16 protein-coding genes are annotated in these 17,674 nt (G+C 50.7%); 12 read left to right on the top strand and 4 right to left on the bottom strand.

Annotated features, from left to right (window positions below):
• Nucleotides 1-143: 143 nt before the first annotated feature.
• Entirely contained in the window at nucleotides 144-1,010 is an 867-nt protein-coding gene (locus BZG20_RS06835; RefSeq protein ID WP_046073615.1) for an aldo/keto reductase, read from the top strand.
• A gap of 50 nt (nucleotides 1,011-1,060) precedes the next feature.
• Here BZG20_RS06835 and BZG20_RS06830 read toward each other — a convergent pair whose 3' ends face one another.
• Complete coding sequence (locus BZG20_RS06830; protein ID WP_077578526.1) at nucleotides 1,061-1,564, bottom strand: cupin domain-containing protein; 504 nt, start codon at nucleotides 1,562-1,564, stop codon at nucleotides 1,061-1,063.
• Nucleotides 1,565-2,194: 630 nt separating this feature from the next.
• On the opposite strand from BZG20_RS06830, the gene BZG20_RS06825 reads away from it, so the two are divergent.
• From BZG20_RS06825 to BZG20_RS06815, 3 genes are all read left to right on the top strand, one after another.
• Nucleotides 2,195-3,133, top strand: a complete 939-nt coding sequence (locus tag BZG20_RS06825) for an AraC family transcriptional regulator (protein WP_046073851.1) — start codon at nucleotides 2,195-2,197, stop codon at nucleotides 3,131-3,133.
• A 31-nt stretch (nucleotides 3,134-3,164) separates the two neighbouring features.
• Nucleotides 3,165-3,647: a cyclophilin-like fold protein gene (locus BZG20_RS06820; protein ID WP_158010024.1), complete on the top strand. Its 483-nt coding sequence runs from the start codon at nucleotides 3,165-3,167 to the stop codon at nucleotides 3,645-3,647.
• Between the two features lie 179 nt (nucleotides 3,648-3,826).
• Nucleotides 3,827-4,507 (top strand): carboxymuconolactone decarboxylase family protein, encoded by a 681-nt coding sequence (locus BZG20_RS06815; RefSeq protein ID WP_198531464.1) that lies wholly within the window; start codon nucleotides 3,827-3,829, stop codon nucleotides 4,505-4,507.
• A 59-nt stretch (nucleotides 4,508-4,566) separates the two neighbouring features.
• Here the strand turns inward: BZG20_RS06815 and BZG20_RS06810 are convergent, their stop codons facing one another.
• From BZG20_RS06810 to BZG20_RS16235, 3 genes are all read right to left on the bottom strand, one after another.
• Nucleotides 4,567-5,043 (bottom strand): Dps family protein, encoded by a 477-nt coding sequence (locus BZG20_RS06810; protein WP_077578524.1) that lies wholly within the window; start codon nucleotides 5,041-5,043, stop codon nucleotides 4,567-4,569.
• Between the two features lie 167 nt (nucleotides 5,044-5,210).
• Nucleotides 5,211-6,590 carry an HD domain-containing protein gene (locus tag BZG20_RS06805; RefSeq protein ID WP_077578523.1) on the bottom strand — a complete coding sequence of 460 codons (1,380 nt, stop codon included), beginning with the start codon at nucleotides 6,588-6,590 and terminating at the stop codon, nucleotides 5,211-5,213.
• Nucleotides 6,591-6,641: 51 nt separating this feature from the next.
• Nucleotides 6,642-7,937, bottom strand: coding sequence for a PAS domain-containing methyl-accepting chemotaxis protein (locus BZG20_RS16235; RefSeq protein WP_077578522.1), 1,296 nt, complete (start codon nucleotides 7,935-7,937; stop codon nucleotides 6,642-6,644).
• Between the two features lie 420 nt (nucleotides 7,938-8,357).
• Here BZG20_RS16235 and BZG20_RS06795 point away from each other — a divergent pair, with 420 nt between their 5' ends.
• The 8 genes from BZG20_RS06795 (at nucleotide 8,358) to choW (ending at nucleotide 17,667) form a co-directional block, all read left to right on the top strand.
• The gene (locus BZG20_RS06795; RefSeq protein ID WP_046073610.1) at nucleotides 8,358-8,921 is read left to right on the top strand and encodes a MarR family transcriptional regulator; all 564 of its coding nucleotides are present in this window, start codon (nucleotides 8,358-8,360) and stop codon (nucleotides 8,919-8,921) included.
• An 18-nt stretch (nucleotides 8,922-8,939) separates the two neighbouring features.
• Nucleotides 8,940-10,283 carry a cytochrome ubiquinol oxidase subunit I gene (locus BZG20_RS06790; RefSeq protein WP_046073609.1) on the top strand — a complete coding sequence of 448 codons (1,344 nt, stop codon included), beginning with the start codon at nucleotides 8,940-8,942 and terminating at the stop codon, nucleotides 10,281-10,283.
• Between the two features lie 2 nt (nucleotides 10,284-10,285).
• On the top strand, nucleotides 10,286-11,278 hold the full coding sequence (cydB, locus tag BZG20_RS06785; RefSeq protein WP_101494459.1) for a cytochrome d ubiquinol oxidase subunit II: 993 nt from the start codon (nucleotides 10,286-10,288) through the stop codon (nucleotides 11,276-11,278).
• A gap of 649 nt (nucleotides 11,279-11,927) precedes the next feature.
• Nucleotides 11,928-12,530, top strand: a complete 603-nt coding sequence (gene betI, locus BZG20_RS06780; protein WP_046073607.1) for a transcriptional regulator BetI — start codon at nucleotides 11,928-11,930, stop codon at nucleotides 12,528-12,530.
• 54 nt (nucleotides 12,531-12,584) lie between these two features.
• Complete coding sequence (gene betB, locus BZG20_RS06775) at nucleotides 12,585-14,045, top strand: betaine-aldehyde dehydrogenase (RefSeq protein WP_077578521.1); 1,461 nt, start codon at nucleotides 12,585-12,587, stop codon at nucleotides 14,043-14,045.
• A gap of 20 nt (nucleotides 14,046-14,065) precedes the next feature.
• Complete coding sequence (gene betA / locus BZG20_RS06770; protein ID WP_046073605.1) at nucleotides 14,066-15,790, top strand: choline dehydrogenase; 1,725 nt, start codon at nucleotides 14,066-14,068, stop codon at nucleotides 15,788-15,790.
• 19 nt (nucleotides 15,791-15,809) lie between these two features.
• Nucleotides 15,810-16,769 carry a choline ABC transporter substrate-binding protein gene (locus BZG20_RS06765; protein ID WP_077578520.1) on the top strand — a complete coding sequence of 320 codons (960 nt, stop codon included), beginning with the start codon at nucleotides 15,810-15,812 and terminating at the stop codon, nucleotides 16,767-16,769.
• A gap of 55 nt (nucleotides 16,770-16,824) precedes the next feature.
• Nucleotides 16,825-17,667 carry a choline ABC transporter permease subunit gene (gene choW / locus BZG20_RS06760; RefSeq protein WP_046073603.1) on the top strand — a complete coding sequence of 281 codons (843 nt, stop codon included), beginning with the start codon at nucleotides 16,825-16,827 and terminating at the stop codon, nucleotides 17,665-17,667.
• Nucleotides 17,668-17,674 lie beyond the last annotated feature (7 nt).

Here is a 17,674-nt window from a genome sequence, read left to right as displayed (position 1 = left end):
GGCAATAAACCGCAAGGAATGCGTATTAATCAATGAGCCTGATTCGAGCATCATTTGGGTCATAAAGCGAGGTCTAATCACTTCGCTTTAATGCTCCCGCTGGCAGGGAGCCCTCAACTAGTTAAATAGATGGAGCGATCGAAATGATACTCGAAGAGACTTATTCACTGACGAATGGTATTGCGATTCCGAAGCTGGCTCTTGGAACCTGGATGATTGAAGGTGAATCCGCAACAAATGCTGTAACTTCGGCCATTGAACTTGGCTATCGGCACATTGATACGGCTCAGGATTACGGTAACGAAGCGGAAGTAGCCGATGGTGTGCGCGCCAGTTCCGTTGAGCGTGAGCAGATTTTCGTCACCAGCAAGCTGGCCGCCCGTCACAAGACCTATGAAGATGCCGCTGCTGCGATTGACGAATCCCTCGAAAAAATGGGGTTAGACTATCTGGACCTGATGATCATCCACAGCCCGCAACCCTGGGATCACTTCGGAACTGAAGACCGATTTGCTAAAGGCAACCAGGAAGCCTGGCGCGCCCTGGAAGACGCCTACAATGCCGGAAAACTGAAAGCCATCGGGCTGTCCAACTTCCAGGAAGCAGACATTGATAACATCGTCCAGCATAGCCGTGTCGCGCCGATGGTTCATCAGGTCCTGGCGCACGTGACCAATGTGCCGACGGCGTTGATCGAGTATTCACGTAATAAAGGCATGCTGGTAGAAGCTTATTCTCCGGTAGGGCATGGTGAGCTTTTCAAAAACGAGGCGATTATCAAAATGGCGGAGAGATATCAGGTGTCTGTGCCACAGCTGTGCATTCGTTATGACCTGCAACTCGGCCTTCTGCCGCTGCCTAAAACGGCGAAGCCGGCTCACATGGCCAACAATGCCGATGTGGATTTCGTCATTTCAGAGGCGGACATGCAGTCGTTGAGCGCCTTGGAGCCCATTCGGGATTACGGCAACGCAAGTCAGTTTCCGGTATTCCAGCAAGTTGATGGGTAAATCCCGGGATCGAAAAAAGCCCCTCTATCGTTGGAGGGGCTTTTTCGTTGTTACTCGACCTTTGCCAGCGCTTTTTCGTAGTCTTCGTTGCTTACCTTTTCTTTCCAGATCACGTTTTCACCATCTTTACTGGCGGTCACAACGAAGTGCTTCATGGGCGCGTCCGGTGTTGTGCCATGCCAGTGATCGAGATCGGGTGGGCACCACACTGCTTCGCCCTCATGAAACTTGATGACATGACCATCCCGCGTGCCAGTCAGTGCGGTGCCTTGGGTCACCACCATGTGCTGACCGGCAGGGTGTTCATGCCACGCCGTACGAGCGCCTGGTGAGAAAGTGACGTAGGCACCGCTATAGTGGGCACTCTCGTTGCTTGGAAAAACAATGTCTACCTGAACCTCTCCGGTGAAAAGATCGCTCGGCCCGGCAAAGGATTTCTGCGTGTCCTCGGAGTAATGGGTCTGACTGTGGGATTCTTCGGCTGTTGCACTTGAGCCGACGGTCATACCCACCAGGGTTGCCGCTACGCTTTGAAACAGGGATTTTTTGAACATAGTTATGTCTCCATATCAGTATTTGATCGGTTTGGATGCCACATATTGATTAGAACACCTGATCCCTGGCCTTTTTTATCCACATCCTGTTCGTTTATTGCTCATTTCTCTTTGTTTCGCCTAAATGAGGTGATCAACTATTATTCGATAGTATTTAATGCGCGCCATTGTTTACGGACCACGGTTCAGAAAAAAGCTTCAGGTACGTTGTCAAGCTGATGAAAACGAAAGTAGTAAAGCTTTTTTGGGAATGAATGGCGTGTCGAAATTGTTGATTTGCTCGGGGGCGTTGCATCTTCAATACCCGAAGTTTGGCCAATAGGGGAAAGTCGTTCAGTCTGTTAACACCGAGGATTGGAACCCGTGTAAACCTGGACGGTGCGCAATCAGAGCGATTTAGCAACTGGTGGGAATAGGCAATATCGTGGTTGTGCGGTAACAAATTTTGTAAGCCATTAGCCGGCTAGGCAGAGATAACCCAATACTCTCGATTTATTGCCTGATTCTACGGGCAAGGCGGGGTAGACGTGAACTGCTGCGGTAAATGAGCTTAAATGGTTACAGACCACCCAAATGACGATCTGGTCACTCATCAAGTTGGAACAGAGATTACTTAAGGGGCATAGGATCATGTCTGATACCGACAAATCTGAGAGCTACCGGCCCGAATTAGCCTGGGATCGCGGGGCGAAAGGTCTGGCCTCCAGAATCGAGATGCTGACTGGGGACGCGAATCGTCTGGATACGGACATCCAAGGGCTCTGTCTTCATCGCTGGCCGCACCCCACTGACCCTACCAGCTACATGTTGGCGCCCAGTATTTGCCTGATTGGCCTGGGCCGTAAACAGGTGGTGGTCGGGGAAGACACATTCCTCTACGACGCCAGTCAGTTCTTGATTACCTCTATTGATCTGCCAGTAGTCTCCAAAATCATCGAAGCCTCCAAAGAGAAGCCGTATCTGGGGCTCACCATGGAGATGGATTTTCAGATGCTGTCGCAGCTGATCATGGATAACCCGGCCCACATCGCGCGCGAGCAAACTGATAAGTCCCTGGGCATTGCGGTCAATAATGTCGATGCGCCGTTGCTTGACGCCTTCAACCGGTTGCTGGACCTTGTGGACGAGCCGGAGGACAGTGCCGTACTGGCACCACTCATTCAACGCGAAATTCTCTACCGGCTGCTGAAAGGAGATCAGGGCGCACGCCTTCGAAATATGGCGGCCTCTGGCCAGAACGGTTATCGGATTTCCAAAACCATTGAGTGGCTGAAGAAACATTATCGGGAGTCCATAAAAGTGGAGGAGATGGCTGGCCGGGCGGGGTTGAGCGTCTCCGCCTTTCATCACCATTTCCGTGCAATGACCGCGATGACACCTCTTCAGTACCAGAAGCGCATGCGACTCAGCGAAGCGCGTCGATTGATGCTGACCGAGCATGTGGATGCCTCACGGGCCGCTTTTCAGGTGGGGTACGAGAGCCCATCACAATTCAGTCGTGAATACAGCCGGATGTTTGGAGCTCCGCCGATGCAGGACATTCGCAATTTAGTACAGCAGTCTGCCTGACCGGTTCGTGCTGAATCTTGAAGAACTTTGTATGAAACCTTTTCGGTTGAAGAAAACCCCACTTTCTCTGCTACTTATTTTGCTTACCCTGGCGGGGGAGGTTTTATCTGTGTCGGCCGAGCCGCAATCCCGTTTAACTGAGGAGAAATCCATGCGGAATCAAACAGACATCATTCTGAACATAGACGGTTCGATCGTCCAAGTGCGACTGGCAGACTCGGTTGCCACACGGGATTTTCTGGCGCAGCTGCCACTGACACTGGAGTTTGAGGATTATCACGGTATTGAAAAGGTCAGTGACTTGCCAAGCCGCCTTTCAACGGATGATGCGCCAGCTGGCTTTGACCCGCAGGTGGGAAGCTTCACCTACTATGCCCCCTGGGGAAACCTTGCAATCTTTTACCAGGATTTCGGCTACGCAAATTCGCTGGTCAACCTTGGAACGGTCGTCAGTGGGATGAAGCATTTAAAGAGATCCGAACGGTTCACAGCCACCATCTCTCTGGCTCCGTAGCCGTTTTCGCCTCTCGCTGGAGAAAAGTCACATTACCTACCAACCCATCATTGGAAGACTTTGCTATGAGAAAGCTTGCACATACCGTTGTACCATTGGCCCTTTGCTTTTCCGGGGTCGCGTTCGGGCAGGGCCCCGCCTCAGGTCCGGAGCTCAGTCTGCCGGGAAGCGCGCCATCCTTGGAGCAGATTCGATCGGTCTCGCCTGCCTTGGCGTCCTACACGGAGAACCTAGTTCTGGAAGAGGTCTGGAACCGTCCGGGGCTGTCTGCCCGTGACCGAAGTGTTGTTACGCTGGCTGCGCTGATCTCCCGCAATCAGCAGGTCGAGCTGCCTTACCACGTCAACCTGGCGCTGGATAACGGGGTTGAGCCCTCCGAAATTTCAGAGCTTATTACCCATCTGGCGTTTTATTCCGGGTGGGCGAACGCCATGTCTGCCGTTGCTGTTACTGCGAACGTCTTCGAAGCCAGAGGTGTAAAGGCCTCTGAGTTGCCTGCGGTATCGCCGGAGCTTTTGCCGCTGGATAAAGAAGCTGAGGTGAAACGCCAAACCTTCGTGCAGGACACCTTTGGCGAGGTGTCGCAGGGTGTGGTGGACTATACCGAAAGTGCGCTCTTCCTGGATCTCTGGCTCAGGCCAGGATTAAAGCCTAGGGATCGAAGCCTCGTGACCGTCAGTGCACTCATCTCTACCGGCAAAGTCGAACAGGTTCCGTTCCATCTGAACAAGGCAATGACCAATGGGCTGAGTGAGGAGCAAGCCTCAGAAGTACTTACGCATCTCGCGTTCTATGCTGGTTGGCCGAACGTTTTCTCGGCGATGCCGGTAGTGAAAAAGGTATTCGCGGATAGAGATTAACTCACGAACAAAACCCGATCAGGCGACCTCGAAGGATAGCCTTCGAGGTCGCAGGGAGATTAGTTGAGGTAAGCGTTAAGCATCCACATCAGTTTTTCTTGTTCGCGGATGTAATCGCTCATCAATGCAGATGTCCCTTCATCGCCGGCATCACCAGCAAGGTTCATGATATCGCGTTGTAGGCCAATCAGAACGCTAAAGCCTTCGATCAGCGCACGTACGCCAGCTTGACCATTCGCTTCGGGTGCGTGCTCTTTAATTTCACTGACCTTCAGGTACTCGCTGAAGCGATGCTCGGCGGTGCCACCGATGGTGAGAATGCGCTCAGCCACTTCATCAATCTTGGTTTGAAGATCGGTATAAATCTCTTCAAATTTGGTATGCAACTCGAAAAAGTCGTTGCCTTTGATGTTCCAGTGAAAACCACGCACATTGGTGTATAGCACTTGGTAGTTCGCCAATAGCGTATCCAAACGCGCGCCTAGATCGGCGGCTTTGCTGCTGTCTAGTCCAATCAATGCTGCTTGCTTACTCATTTAATGCCTCCTTAGTGGCAAATCAATGTGTTCGACCCTTCGCTTATCGCGAGTGCCAAGCACTGGAAACGGTTCGTTCCAAACGATGTGAATAGAGTAACTACCCGATATAAAAAAAGAAAATGGAGTTAACCTATATACGCGATAGGTGATATCTATGATGTGATCTAGGTATCGTCATGAACAATAAAGTGGTCAGGCAGTCGCTCGAGGCCAGCAATTAGCGCCTGTAAACATTGCGTGTCAATGGCAGTCCCTGTCTCCTCTTTCATGATCGAGAGGGCTTTGTTCATCGGAATAGGGCCACGATAGGGGCGCTCTGCAGTGATCGCATCGAAAATATCCGCGGTGGTGATAATGCGAGTGAGCAAAGAAATGTCATCGCTTTTGATACCTTCAGGGTACCCAGTACCATCGAGCTTTTCGTGATGAGCGCTGGCGAACTTGGCGAGGTGATCGAATTGGTGGATTTTCGATAAGATGGTTTTGCTCAGTGCTGCATGGCGTTTAACGTGCTCCCATTCGTCGTCATCCAGTTTTCCCGGTTTATCGAGCACATCATTGCTCACGCCGAGCTTGCCAATATCGTGCAGTAACGCGCCACGCTTTAGCCATTTTTTATCCTGTTCACTGATGCCAAGTTCATCAGCAATTAAGCTGGCGTAAACGGCCACGCGCTCGCTGTGTCCGGAGGTGAAAGGGCTTTTGGCATCAACAATGCGTCCGAAAGCCGCCGCAATGTCATCCAGATAGTCATCGTCGACCCAGATACATGTGTCTGCCGGCGTCATCGACAGTACGTCTTCTTTTAATGCGGGGCTGTCCAGCTGCTGCCAAAACTGCGGATCGCGCGCTATCTGTAAAAAGGTGTCGACGAGCGTCGGATCAAACCAAGTACCGCGGCGGTTTTTTAGCTCGCTGAGTGCGGCGTCGACACCGGACTCGGTTCGGAACACATCAATGACCTGTGTCATCAATGCGATGCGCGAAAATAAAGGGATCTGTTCGGCTTTTAACTGGTCAGGACGCCCTCCGCCATCATAGTGTTCATCCAGCGCATAGATGGCTTCAGCAACGGTTTCATTAAAACGCAAATCGCGTGCGACATCGGCTCCGCGGGTACATCGTGTTTCAATCAGCTCTTGCGCATACATGTCACCGTTGCGGATGATATCAAGTGTCGTCGAGAGCTTTTGCATGAAGCCGCGTTTGACGCCGGTATTTTTAAGTACAAAGTTGAGTACGCTGGACAAGCTACCATCGACAACTTTGTAGCTTTGTTTAAAGGCCAAGTCGTTGGTGAGGTAAAGCTCACAGATCCGTGCCGCATTACTGCTGCAGCCCGCATCTTTTAGCAGCAACGTATAGAAAAGATCATGACGTTGTTGATCATCGAGCGCTAAGGCGTCAGCGAGTTTCATTCCTAACCACGTGCAGCGCATACAGTGCTCAGGAGGCTGCCCCTCGGTCATATCCAACGCGGTACTTAACGCCAAAATGAGCTCCGATAATTTCAACTGTGTGGCGCTGCTGGCTTGGGTGTGCATGTTATTCCTTATCCTTGATGCTCATCGCGACCGGATGGCAATGACCGACAGTTAGTGTGTCAGGCGACGAACGGTAGCGGAGACCTCTTCTGCGCCAGCATGAATATCGGTCATCACAGTATCGGCGGCGGTTACCTTTTCCTGTCCGAGCGAAGATTGTTCAGTGACTTTTGCCATCGCATCGCTTACCCCTTTGATCAGTTGTAGATTTTCATCGACGACATCGGCAATTTCGGTGGTAGATTGGCTGGTACGTTGTGATAAACCGCGCACTTCATCTGCGACGACGGCAAAACCACGTCCTTGTTCGCCGGCGCGTGCGGCCTCAATCGCTGCGTTCAATGCGAGGAGGTTGGTTTGTTCCGCGATCTGCTTAATGGTGGTCACGATGTTTTCGATACTTTGTGCGTGCTCACTCAATTGATTGACTTGATTCGCGGCTTCGCCCGCTTGGTCGGTCACGCTTTGTGATAAGGTCACGGCCTCTTGCAGCAGTGCACTGCCTTTTTCACTATCGCTAAGGGTTTGTTCTGACGAAGCTTGAGCGAGTTCAGCCGCTTGATTGACCGCTTGGTTTTGTTTCACCGTATCGGTGATGGCGGTAGCGAACTTGATCACCTGACGCACGTTTCCCTCCACATCAAAAACGGGATTATAGGTGGCTTCCAACCACACCTCATTGCCATGTTTGTCGCGGCGCAGGTATTGCCCGGAGGTGAATTGTCCTCGAGCTAAATTCTCCCAAAAGTCAGGGTTTTCATCGTAAAAGTCCTGATCACAGAAGAGGCGGTGATGTTGGCCTTTGATCTCGTGATCTTGGTAGCCTACCGCGGTGAGGAAGTTATCGTTGGCACGAATAATCGTGCCATCCGGTTCAAATTCAATCACAGCCAATGAGCGATTAATCGCCGCCAATATGGCTTCTTGTCGACGCGCATCCTGGTGCGGCTTGGTGACATCCGCGGCTAACTTGCGAATACTGACTACCTTACCGTTGGCATCTTTAATGGGGACATAGGTCGCTTCCAGCCAAATCTCCGCGCCGGTCTGATGGCGGCGGCGAAACACCCCCTTTTGTGACTTTCCTTGTGCGAGCGATTGCCAAAACTGCCGATAGCTTGATGCTTGGCTGGTTTCCTCGAAACAGACCGTGCGATGATGCTGTCCGATCACTTCATCGTAGGTGTAGCCGATGATATTTAGCAATTTGTCATTAACATCGGTAATAATGCCATCGGGTGTGAAGGTGATGGTCGCAATATGTGCTTGGATAGCGTTGAGTTCTGCTTGGAGCGAGGCTTTTTCTGCTCGGCAGGTGTCCAGCTCTCGCTGCGTCTTTTTGAACATGACAGCAAACTTCCTTTTGTTCAGGTATTAATCATTGGTGCGCCATGTCGAATCGTTATAAGTTCGCGCACGCTGAGGAGTATAGCGCCTAGCGATGTCTCGCATGTGACATTGTCCCCAAATATATCGTGGTTTCCAGTATAAAAAACCATTTATGTTGAGAGACTCGATGTTTATAAACCTCTCAATTGTGTATCTGTTTGTGTGTTTCCCCTTTCTTTTGCGTCTGTGAATACGTAATCTGTGTGACTTCGATCATGTTTAATCATAGCCGACTGTAACGTATCCATAACCTCTCCTTACGTTTGCTTACAACTTCGCTTTTCTATTTTCAATAATTTCTGAAATTTCCAAATTTTCATTGATCCCCCGCAAAGAAACTCCGTATTATTTCTCAAAGGCACTGCGAGGGAGATCAAGATGGAGCTGTCACAAGAACTACGTAATGTGGTGATGCACTTTGGTGAAATGGGAAGTCGTTGGGGCTTTAACCGTTCGGTGGGCGAAATGCTGGCACTGATTGTTTTGAGTGAGCATCCACTGAGCGCAGACGACATTGTGTCGGCACTCAACATTTCTCGTGGCAATGTCAGTATGGCAACCAAAGAGCTGCAAGGCTGGCACTTGATCCGTTCGCAGCGCACCCCTGGAGATAGAAAGGACTACTTTGTGCCGAATGGCACTATCTGGGAATTGGCGCAGCAAGTTCTCGCCGAAAGGAAGAAGCGAGAAGTCGACCCTACCTTATCTATGCTGCGCTCACACTTTATGCGGAGTGAAGACGACGCAGAGAGTCACTCGGTTAAACAGTTGCACGAAATCCACGATCTCCTAGAGCTGTTTAACCACTGGTTTGACGATGTGCAGCAAATGAAACCTGAACATCTAAAAAACTTGATGAAGCTGGGTAGCAGTGTCGGCAAGCTTCTTGAGCTGTCCGGCAAGCTGTTTCACAGCAAATCCAACGAAGAATCGGGTAGTTAACCTCCTGAGGGTAATGTCATGTTAGATACATTAATGTTGTCGCGGATCCAGTTTGCGGCCAACATCAGTTTCCACATCCTGTTTCCCACCATCACGATAGCACTTGGGTGGATGCTGGTGTTTTTCAAGTTCCGGCACAACCGTACCGGTGAGCAAATCTGGTTGGATACCTACTACTTCTGGGTAAAAGTGTTCGCGCTCACGTTTGCGCTAGGGGTGGTGTCTGGGATCACCATGAGTTTCCAGTTCGGCACCAATTGGCCTGGCTTTATGGAAAAGGTCGGTAATATTGCCGGCCCACTGTTGGGTTATGAGGTGATGACCGCCTTTTTCATGGAGGCGACCTTCCTTGGCATTATGCTGTTTGGTAAAAATCGCGTCCCGAACTGGGTGCACACATTAGCGACGCTGCTGGTAGCGATTGGTACCACTATTTCTGCGTTCTGGATTTTGGTGCTGAACAGCTGGATGCATACGCCAACCGGTTTTGAAATCATCGATGGTGTGGTGCATCCAACCAGTTGGTTCGAGGTGATTTTTAATCCGTCCATGCCGTATCGTTTAAGCCATATGCTGCTGGCGTCTGGCCTGACGGCTTCTTTCTTGATCGCCGGTATTTCCGCCTACCAGAAGTTGAAATCGCCTAAATCAGGTGTGGCAGATAAACCATTAAAAGTAGGGATCACGGCTGCCGCCATCCTTATTCCCTTGCAAATTTTTGTCGGTGATATGCACGGTCTCAATACCCTTGAACATCAGCCGCAGAAAATTGCGGCCATGGAAGGGGTTTGGGAAACCGAGCAGGGTGCGCCTTTGCTGTTGTTTGCGGTACCCAATGAAGAAACACGTTCCAACGACTTTGAAGTTGGGATCCCGAATCTGGCGAGCTTGATTCTGACTCACCAACTCGACGGCGAGATTAAAGGGCTGGAAAGCTTTGACTATCATCCGCCGGTGAAGCCGTTGTTCTTTGGTTTCCGCATTATGGTCGGAGTGGGCGTATTGATGCTGCTGGTAAGCTGGTTTACAGCGTATCGCGTGTGGCGTAACCAGCCGATGCCCAAGTGGCACTTAATCGGCTTGGTCGCTATGACGTTTTCCGGTTGGGTGGCTACGCTTTCAGGCTGGTATGTGACGGAAATCGGTCGTCAGCCCTGGCTGGTGCAGGGGGTGCTTAAAACCGCCGATGCGGTCACTCCAGTCGCGAGCTCGCACGTGGGGATTACCTTAACCATTTACCTGACGCTCTACGCGGTGCTAATGGTGGCGTATATTCGCACCTTATTCTTTTTGGCAAAAAAACGCCTGCCTGAATATCAATCAGACAATCACGCTCAGCCTGAGAAAGAGGTGAACGTATGAGCATAACTCCTTATCTGCCTGAAATTTATCTGCTGCTGTTTGGCTTTTCGGTCTTCATGTATGCCGTGCTTGATGGCTACGACCTTGGCGTCGGTATGCTGTTACCAAGCTGCAATCAGGCGCAGCGTGACCGTATGATTGCGTCAATTGGTCCCTTTTGGGATGCCAACGAAACCTGGCTGGTGTTGGCGGTGGGATTGTTGCTGATTGCTTTTCCAGCGGCCCACAGCATGATTTTGACTGAACTGTACCTGCCAACGTCTGTGATGCTAGCAGGGCTTATCTTGCGTGGTGTCTCTTTTGATTTTCGTGCCAAGGTGAAGCCAGAGCGTAAAGATCTCTGGGACCGCTGTTTTAAAGCCGGGTCTTTTATCGCGTCAATGACGCAAGGCTACATGATTGGTCGCTATGTGTTGGCGTTTGATGACAGCACAGGCTCATATTTGTTTGCGCTATTAAGCGGCCTCTGTGTTACCGCAGCGTACATCTATATCGGCGGTACCTGGCTGGTGATGAAAACCGAGGGGGATTTGCAAAAACGTGCGGCTAAATGGTCACGTCGTGGCGGTTGGCTGGCAGCTCTGGGGGTGTTAGCGATCAGTATTGTCAATCCTCTGGTCAGTGAGACAGTCGCAGCGCGTTGGTTTGGCTTCCCTGAAATTTTATTACTCGCACCCGTCCCGTTGGTTTGTCTTGCCATCATGCTGCTTGTTGATCGCTACCTACGCCACGTACCGGTCGAAAACGATGTGGGATACCAGTTCCCTTTCATTGGTGCAATTTTCCTATTCGCATTGAGTTTCTTTGGTCTCGCGTATAGCTTTTTCCCCGATATTATTCCTGGGGTGATGACAGCAAAAGAAGCGGCCAGTGCGCCGGGTACCTTATTGATTGTGGGCTATGGTGCCATGTTTGTCTTGCCCATGATCTTCTTGTATACCCTGTTTGTTTATCGTGTCTTCTCGGGGAAAGCGACAGAGCTTAACTACGAGTAAGGCGACGTTAACATCATCGATGAGGCGCTCAGGCTTTTTGACAGGCCTGAGCGCTTTTTTATGTCCCCCTTGTGGCTGGCCTTAAACGCGCTTCTATTAAGCGATGTCAAGGTTGCCTGTTATCGCTTCATGCATCACGCTGCGACGTCATAAAACTTGTCACCCTAAACATTTAGGGGGTTAACCATTACATCTCATTTATTTGTCGTCCGTTTAGTACGACGCTTTCCTCTCTTTATCTTATTGTGACGATCCGTGTCTAACTGTCACTTGTGGCTAATTAGTAGCTATGTTCCTCTAATGTGCCGCATTTTGCTGTTATCTTTTTATTGCTATGTGGGCGGCACGTCTCGGTCGTCGAGACAATGAAGCGTTTTTCTTCTTTATGCCCCTTATTAAAGCCAGTATTTAGGGTTTGGTAAGGCGGTTTTTTACACGATTTGCTCACAAATAGTGCTATCAGCACAAAATATTAGGTCTGGAATCAGTCAGGGTAAAATTGACCTAAATCATTGTTTTGTCTTTATCTAGCTGTTTTTTGGTGGGGGTGGGCGTAGCAAATTGGTTAAAAATAATGTTTGAGATCTAAAGATTAGCGTGTAAGATTATCTTTAACTAATCGTTCAATTAAAAACGAATGGGAGACGAAATGCCTAAGGTAGGGATGCCGGAAGTACGAAAACCGCAACTTGTTAGAGCCACCATGACGGTGATTGGTCGAGTGGGGCTACATGCGGCAAGTATTTCTCTGATTAGTAAGGAAGCCGGCGTATCGACAGGCATTATCAACCACTACTTCGGTGGTAAGCATGGCTTGCTGGAAGAAACGATGCGCGTGGTATTGCGCGAGCTTTCAGCCACTGTGATCGGCGCATTAAAAGAAATTCCGCGTCATCACCACCAGGCGCGTATTAACGCGATTATTAATGCCAACTTTGAAGGTTTTCAGGCCAAATCTGATGTGGTTAAAACCTGGTTGGCGTTCTGGTCTTATGCCATGCATGACAACGAGTTACATCGTTTACAACGCGTGAACGAGAAGCGCTTGCTGTCACATTTGCGCATTGAACTTCGCGCACTATTGCCAGAAGAGCAGGCTGCGATGGTTGCTCAGGGGATTGCCGCATTGATTGATGGTATCTGGTTGCGTGGTGCATTGAACCCTAAAGGTATTGATGCCAACAACGCACGCACCATTATCAATGACTATTTGGATAAGCAACTGACCTTTTATGGTCGTCCTCAGAGCTAAGCCTCAACAGAGCCTTACATGCACACTCGAACAGAAAAGAATTCAGGATTAATCATGGATGCGAAAACGCTTTTTATTAACGGTCAGCTTACCTCCGCAACAAGCGGTGAGCAGTTTGCAACGGTAAACCCAGCAACGGGCGAGACACTGGCGCAAATTGGCCAAGCCTCGGCAGACGATGTGCAAGCTGCGGTGGATGCCGCTAAGCAAGGTTTTGCGGTTTGGTCACGTATGACGGCCATGGAGCGTAGCCGTATTTTGCTTAAAGCCGTTGCGTTGTTACGTGAGCGTAATGATGAGCTAGCCAAGCTGGAAGTACTAGACACCGGCAAACCGATGCAAGAAGCGGTAGAGGTTGACGTGGTGACGGGCGCGGATGCGATTGAGTACTTTGCTAACTTGGTACCATCAATGCAAGGTGAGCAGCAACCGCTTTCTGACAACCAATTCTTCTACACCCGCCGTGAGCCACTGGGTGTGTGTGCAGGCATTGGTGCATGGAACTATCCGATTCAAATTGCCATGTGGAAGTCAGCACCTGCCTTAGCCGCGGGTAACGCCATGGTTTTCAAACCCTCGGAAGAAACACCGCTGACCGCACTGAAACTGGCAGAGATATTTGCAGAAGCGGGTATGCCTGCCGGTGTCTTTAATGTGGTGCAGGGTGATTATCGTGTGGGTCAAATGCTGACGGCACATCCTGAGATTGCCAAAGTATCGTTTACCGGTGAAGTGGGCACGGGCAAAACCGTGATGGGTGACGCCGCGAAGACCCTGAAATCAGTCACGATGGAACTAGGCGGTAAATCGCCATGTATCGTGTTTGATGATGCCGACCTGGACAACGCGGTATCCGCAGCAATGGTGGCAAACTTCTACACCCAGGGTGAAGTGTGTACGCACGGTACACGTGTGTTTGTTCATGACAGCATCTATGACCGCTTTATTGAACAGCTTAAACATCGTACTGAAAAGCTTGTTATCGGTGACCCAACCGACATGAACACGCAAATTGGTGCGCTGATCTCAACCGATCACCTTGAGAAAGTGATGACGGCTATCGAGACCGCAAAACAAAGCGGCGCGACCTTGCTCTCTGGGGGGTATCGCGTGACTGAGAATGGTCTCGACAAGGGGAACTTTGTTGCCCCAACCATCTTTACTGACTGTGATGACAGTATGGCGCATGTCCGTGACGAGATCTTTGGTCCTGTGATGTCGGTGCTGCGTTTCTCTGACGAGGAAGAAGTGGTAGCACGTGCCAACAATACTCACTATGGCCTGGCGGCTGGTGTCTTCACCCAAAACCTATCGCGTGCACATCGCATTATTCATCAACTCGAAGCGGGTATTTGCTGGGTCAACACCTGGGGCGATTCGCCGGCTGAAATGCCTGTCGGTGGCTATAAGCATTCAGGGGTAGGGCGTGAAAATGGTGTCGAAACCCTCACGCATTATACCCAAACCAAGAGTGTGTTGATCGAGCTTGGCGACTTCGCCAGCCCTTACGCCTAATTTCTAACGGAGCGACCAATATGTCACAACGCTACGATTATATTATCGTCGGCGCGGGTTCGGCCGGCTGTGCATTGGCTGATCGGCTGACCGAGTCAGGCCAACATCAAGTGTTATTGCTGGAAGCCGGTGGTACCGATAAGAGCATTTTTATTCAGATGCCAACGGCGCTATCGATCCCGATGAATACCAAACGCTACGCGTGGCAGTTTGAATCTTTGCCTGAGCCAGGCCTTGACGGCCGCCAACTGCATTGTCCACGTGGCAAAGTGCTGGGTGGAAGCTCATCGATTAATGGCATGGTGTATGTCCGCGGTCACGCTTGTGACTTTGAAGAGTGGGTTGAGCACGGTGCTAACGGTTGGGATTACGCGAGCTGTTTGCCGTACTTTAAGCGCGCAGAAACCTGGTCTGGCGGTGCCGATACTTACCGTGGCGGTCAGGGGCCTGTGGGCACATGTAACGGTAACGACATGAAGCTCAACCCGCTGTATCAAGCCTTTATTGATGCGGGTGTCGAAGCAGGCTATCCCGAAACCAACGATTACAACGGTTATCAGCAAGAGGGCTTTGGCCCTATGCACATGACCGTCGATAAGGGCGTACGTGCCTCAACGTCGAACGCTTATCTGCGCCGCGCACTGAAGCGCAGCAACCTGACCTTGAAAAAAGGTGTGGTTACCCGCCGCATCTTGTTGGAAGGCAAGCGCGCGGTAGGTGTGGAATTTGAAAAAGGCGGCAACATCGAGCATGTGATGGCCGACAAAGAAGTCATTTCGAGTGCGGGTTCAGTGGGATCGCCACAGCTGCTGCAGTTATCAGGGATTGGTTCACGTGATGTGCTTGAGAAAGCTGGCGTAGACGTTAAGCATGAACTGCCGGGTGTGGGTGAAAACCTGCAAGATCACCTCGAGGTCTACTTCCAGTTCCACTGCAAACAGCCTATTACGCTTAATAGCAAGCTGGGCCTTATCAGCAAAGGCATGATTGGTACTGAGTGGATCTTAACCCGTAAGGGGCTGGGGGCCACCAACCACTTTGAGTCATGCGCTTTTATTCGCTCTCGTGAAGGATTGAAGTGGCCGAACGTTCAGTATCATTTCTTGCCTGCAGCGATGCGCTATGACGGCAAAGCCGCGTTTGATGGCCATGGTTTTCAGGTACACGTCGGCCCGAACAAACCAGAGAGCCGCGGCCACGTTCGGATCAAATCAGCCGATCCGCACGATAAGCCGTCAATCTTATTTAACTACATTACCACCGAGCAAGATCGCCAAGACTGGCGCGATACCATCCGTTTGACCCGTGAAATCATGGCGCAAAACGCGATGGATACCTTCCGCGGCGATGAAATTCAGCCGGGCAATGATGTTCAGTCTGATGAAGCGATTGACCGTTGGGTGAAAGACAACGTGGAAAGCGCGTATCACCCCTCGTGTACTTGCAAAATGGGCGCCGACGATGACGCATTGGCTGTGCTTGATGAGCAGTGCCGTGTGCGTGGAATTCAAGGGTTGCGGGTGGTGGACTCGTCTGTCTTCCCGACGATCCCTAACGGCAACCTAAATGCCCCAACCATCATGGTAGCGGAGCGCGCCGCTGACATGATCCTTGAAAAGCCACTCTTGCCTGCCGAGCAGGTGCCAGTATGGATTGCGGCTGAGTGGCAGCACAAGCAACGCAATCAAAACGCGCAGAGTGATGATGCCACCGTTGGTGAGCACACACTAGAAACTAATCAGTAAGCATTACAAGGAAACTAAGATGTCAATGAATAAACGTAAAACCAGCAAAACTCTGATGACCGCAGTCGGTTTGAGCTCAATGGTCGCTTTTAGCGCCGCCGCTAATCAGTGTGAGACAGTCCGCTTTTCGGATATCGGTTGGACAGACGTGACCTCAACGACTGCCATCACTACTGAAGTGCTGAAAGGCATGGGTTACGAGACACAAACCGATCTATTGTCTTTGCCGGTAACCTTCTCATCACTTGCGTCGGGCGACATCGACGTATTCCTCGGTAACTGGATGCYTACGCAAACAGGCGATATCAAAAAGTATCTTGACGAAGGCTCGATCGACAGCGTTCGCGCCAACCTGACAGGTGCCAAATATACCCTCGCCGTGCCTAAGTATGTTTACGATGCCGGTGTTACTAGCGTCGCAGATATCGCGAAATACGCTGACAAGTTCGACTCACGCATTTATGGCATTGAGCCAGGTAACGACGGTAACCGCCAGATCCAGAAAATGATCGATACCGATGATTTCAACTTGGGTGACTTCCGTCTTATCGAATCCAGTGAAGCTGGCATGGTGTCTCAGGTGTCTCGTGCCGTTCGTCGTGACAAGTGGGTTGCCTTCCTCGGTTGGGCCCCGCACCCAATGAACAGCAACTTTGATATGAAATACCTATCTGGTGCGGACGAGTACTTTGGTCCTAACTATGGCGGTGCCACGGTTCATACCAACGTACGTAGCGGCTATGTCGAGCAGTGTGCGAACGTCGGTCAAATGCTTGAGCAACTTGAGTTCAGCCTCAAGATGGAAAACGAAATGATGGGCAAAATCCTTAATGACGGAGAGAAGCCTCAGGCCGCGGCACGCGAGTGGTTGCGTAATAACCCAAGTGTGCTGAACAAGTGGCTGGACGGTGTGACCACCGTTGATGGTGAGAACGCGGTTGAAGCGGTCACTGAGTACCTGAAAAAGACTGAAGCGTAAATAAAAAAAGTGTAGAAGGAGAGGGCGGTGTTAACGCCGCCCCTAAGGTTTTATTGTGAATATTATTACAGATAACAAGATCCCACTCGGCCAATGGATGGAAAATGGTGTTGACTGGCTAACCATGAACGCCGCCGGCTTTTTTGATGCGATCTCAATTGGCTTAGATACGACCATCACACTATTAGTCGACATTTTTAAATGGATGCCAGCGGCAGGGCCGATCATTATGACAGCCGCCTTAGCATGGTACCTGCAGCGTCGAATTTCCATCGTGATCTTTGTTGTGAGTGCGCTCTTGTTGATCCTCAACCTGGGCTACTGGCAAGAGATGCTGGAAACCTTTGTTCTGGTATTTGCCGCGACAACGATTTCCGTATTAATTGGCATACCGCTTGGGATAATGGCCGCGCATCGGCCCTTGGTGTACACCATTATGCGGCCCTTATTGGACTTGATGCAGACGGTACCGCCGTTTGTGTACTTGATCCCAACCTTGGTGCTGTTCGGCTTGGGGATTGTCCCGGGTCTGATTTCAACCATCATTTTTGCTATTGCGGCGCCGATTCGTTTGACGTATCTCGGCATTACCCGTGTACCGGAAGAGTTGGTAGAGGCAGGACGCGCATTTGGTGCTAACCGTATGAAACTACTTTTTAAAGTGGAGCTTCCTGCGGCACTGCCTAGCATTATGACGGGTGTGACTCAGTGCATTATGTTGTCACTGTCGATGGTGGTGATCGCGGCGCTGGTAGGTGCTGACGGCCTCGGTAAACCAGTGGTTCGTGCACTGAATACCGTCAACATTTCTCAGGGTTTTGAAGCGGGTCTGGCGATTGTATTGGTAGCCATCATTCTTGACCGCCTGTGTAAAGCACCAAATCAAGGCAACGAATAAGGGGGAA

The organism is Salinivibrio sp. IB868, from assembly GCF_001995655.1.
Lineage (GTDB): Bacteria > Pseudomonadota > Gammaproteobacteria > Enterobacterales > Vibrionaceae > Salinivibrio > Salinivibrio siamensis.
This window is presented reverse-complemented; position numbering and strand designations above follow the sequence as displayed.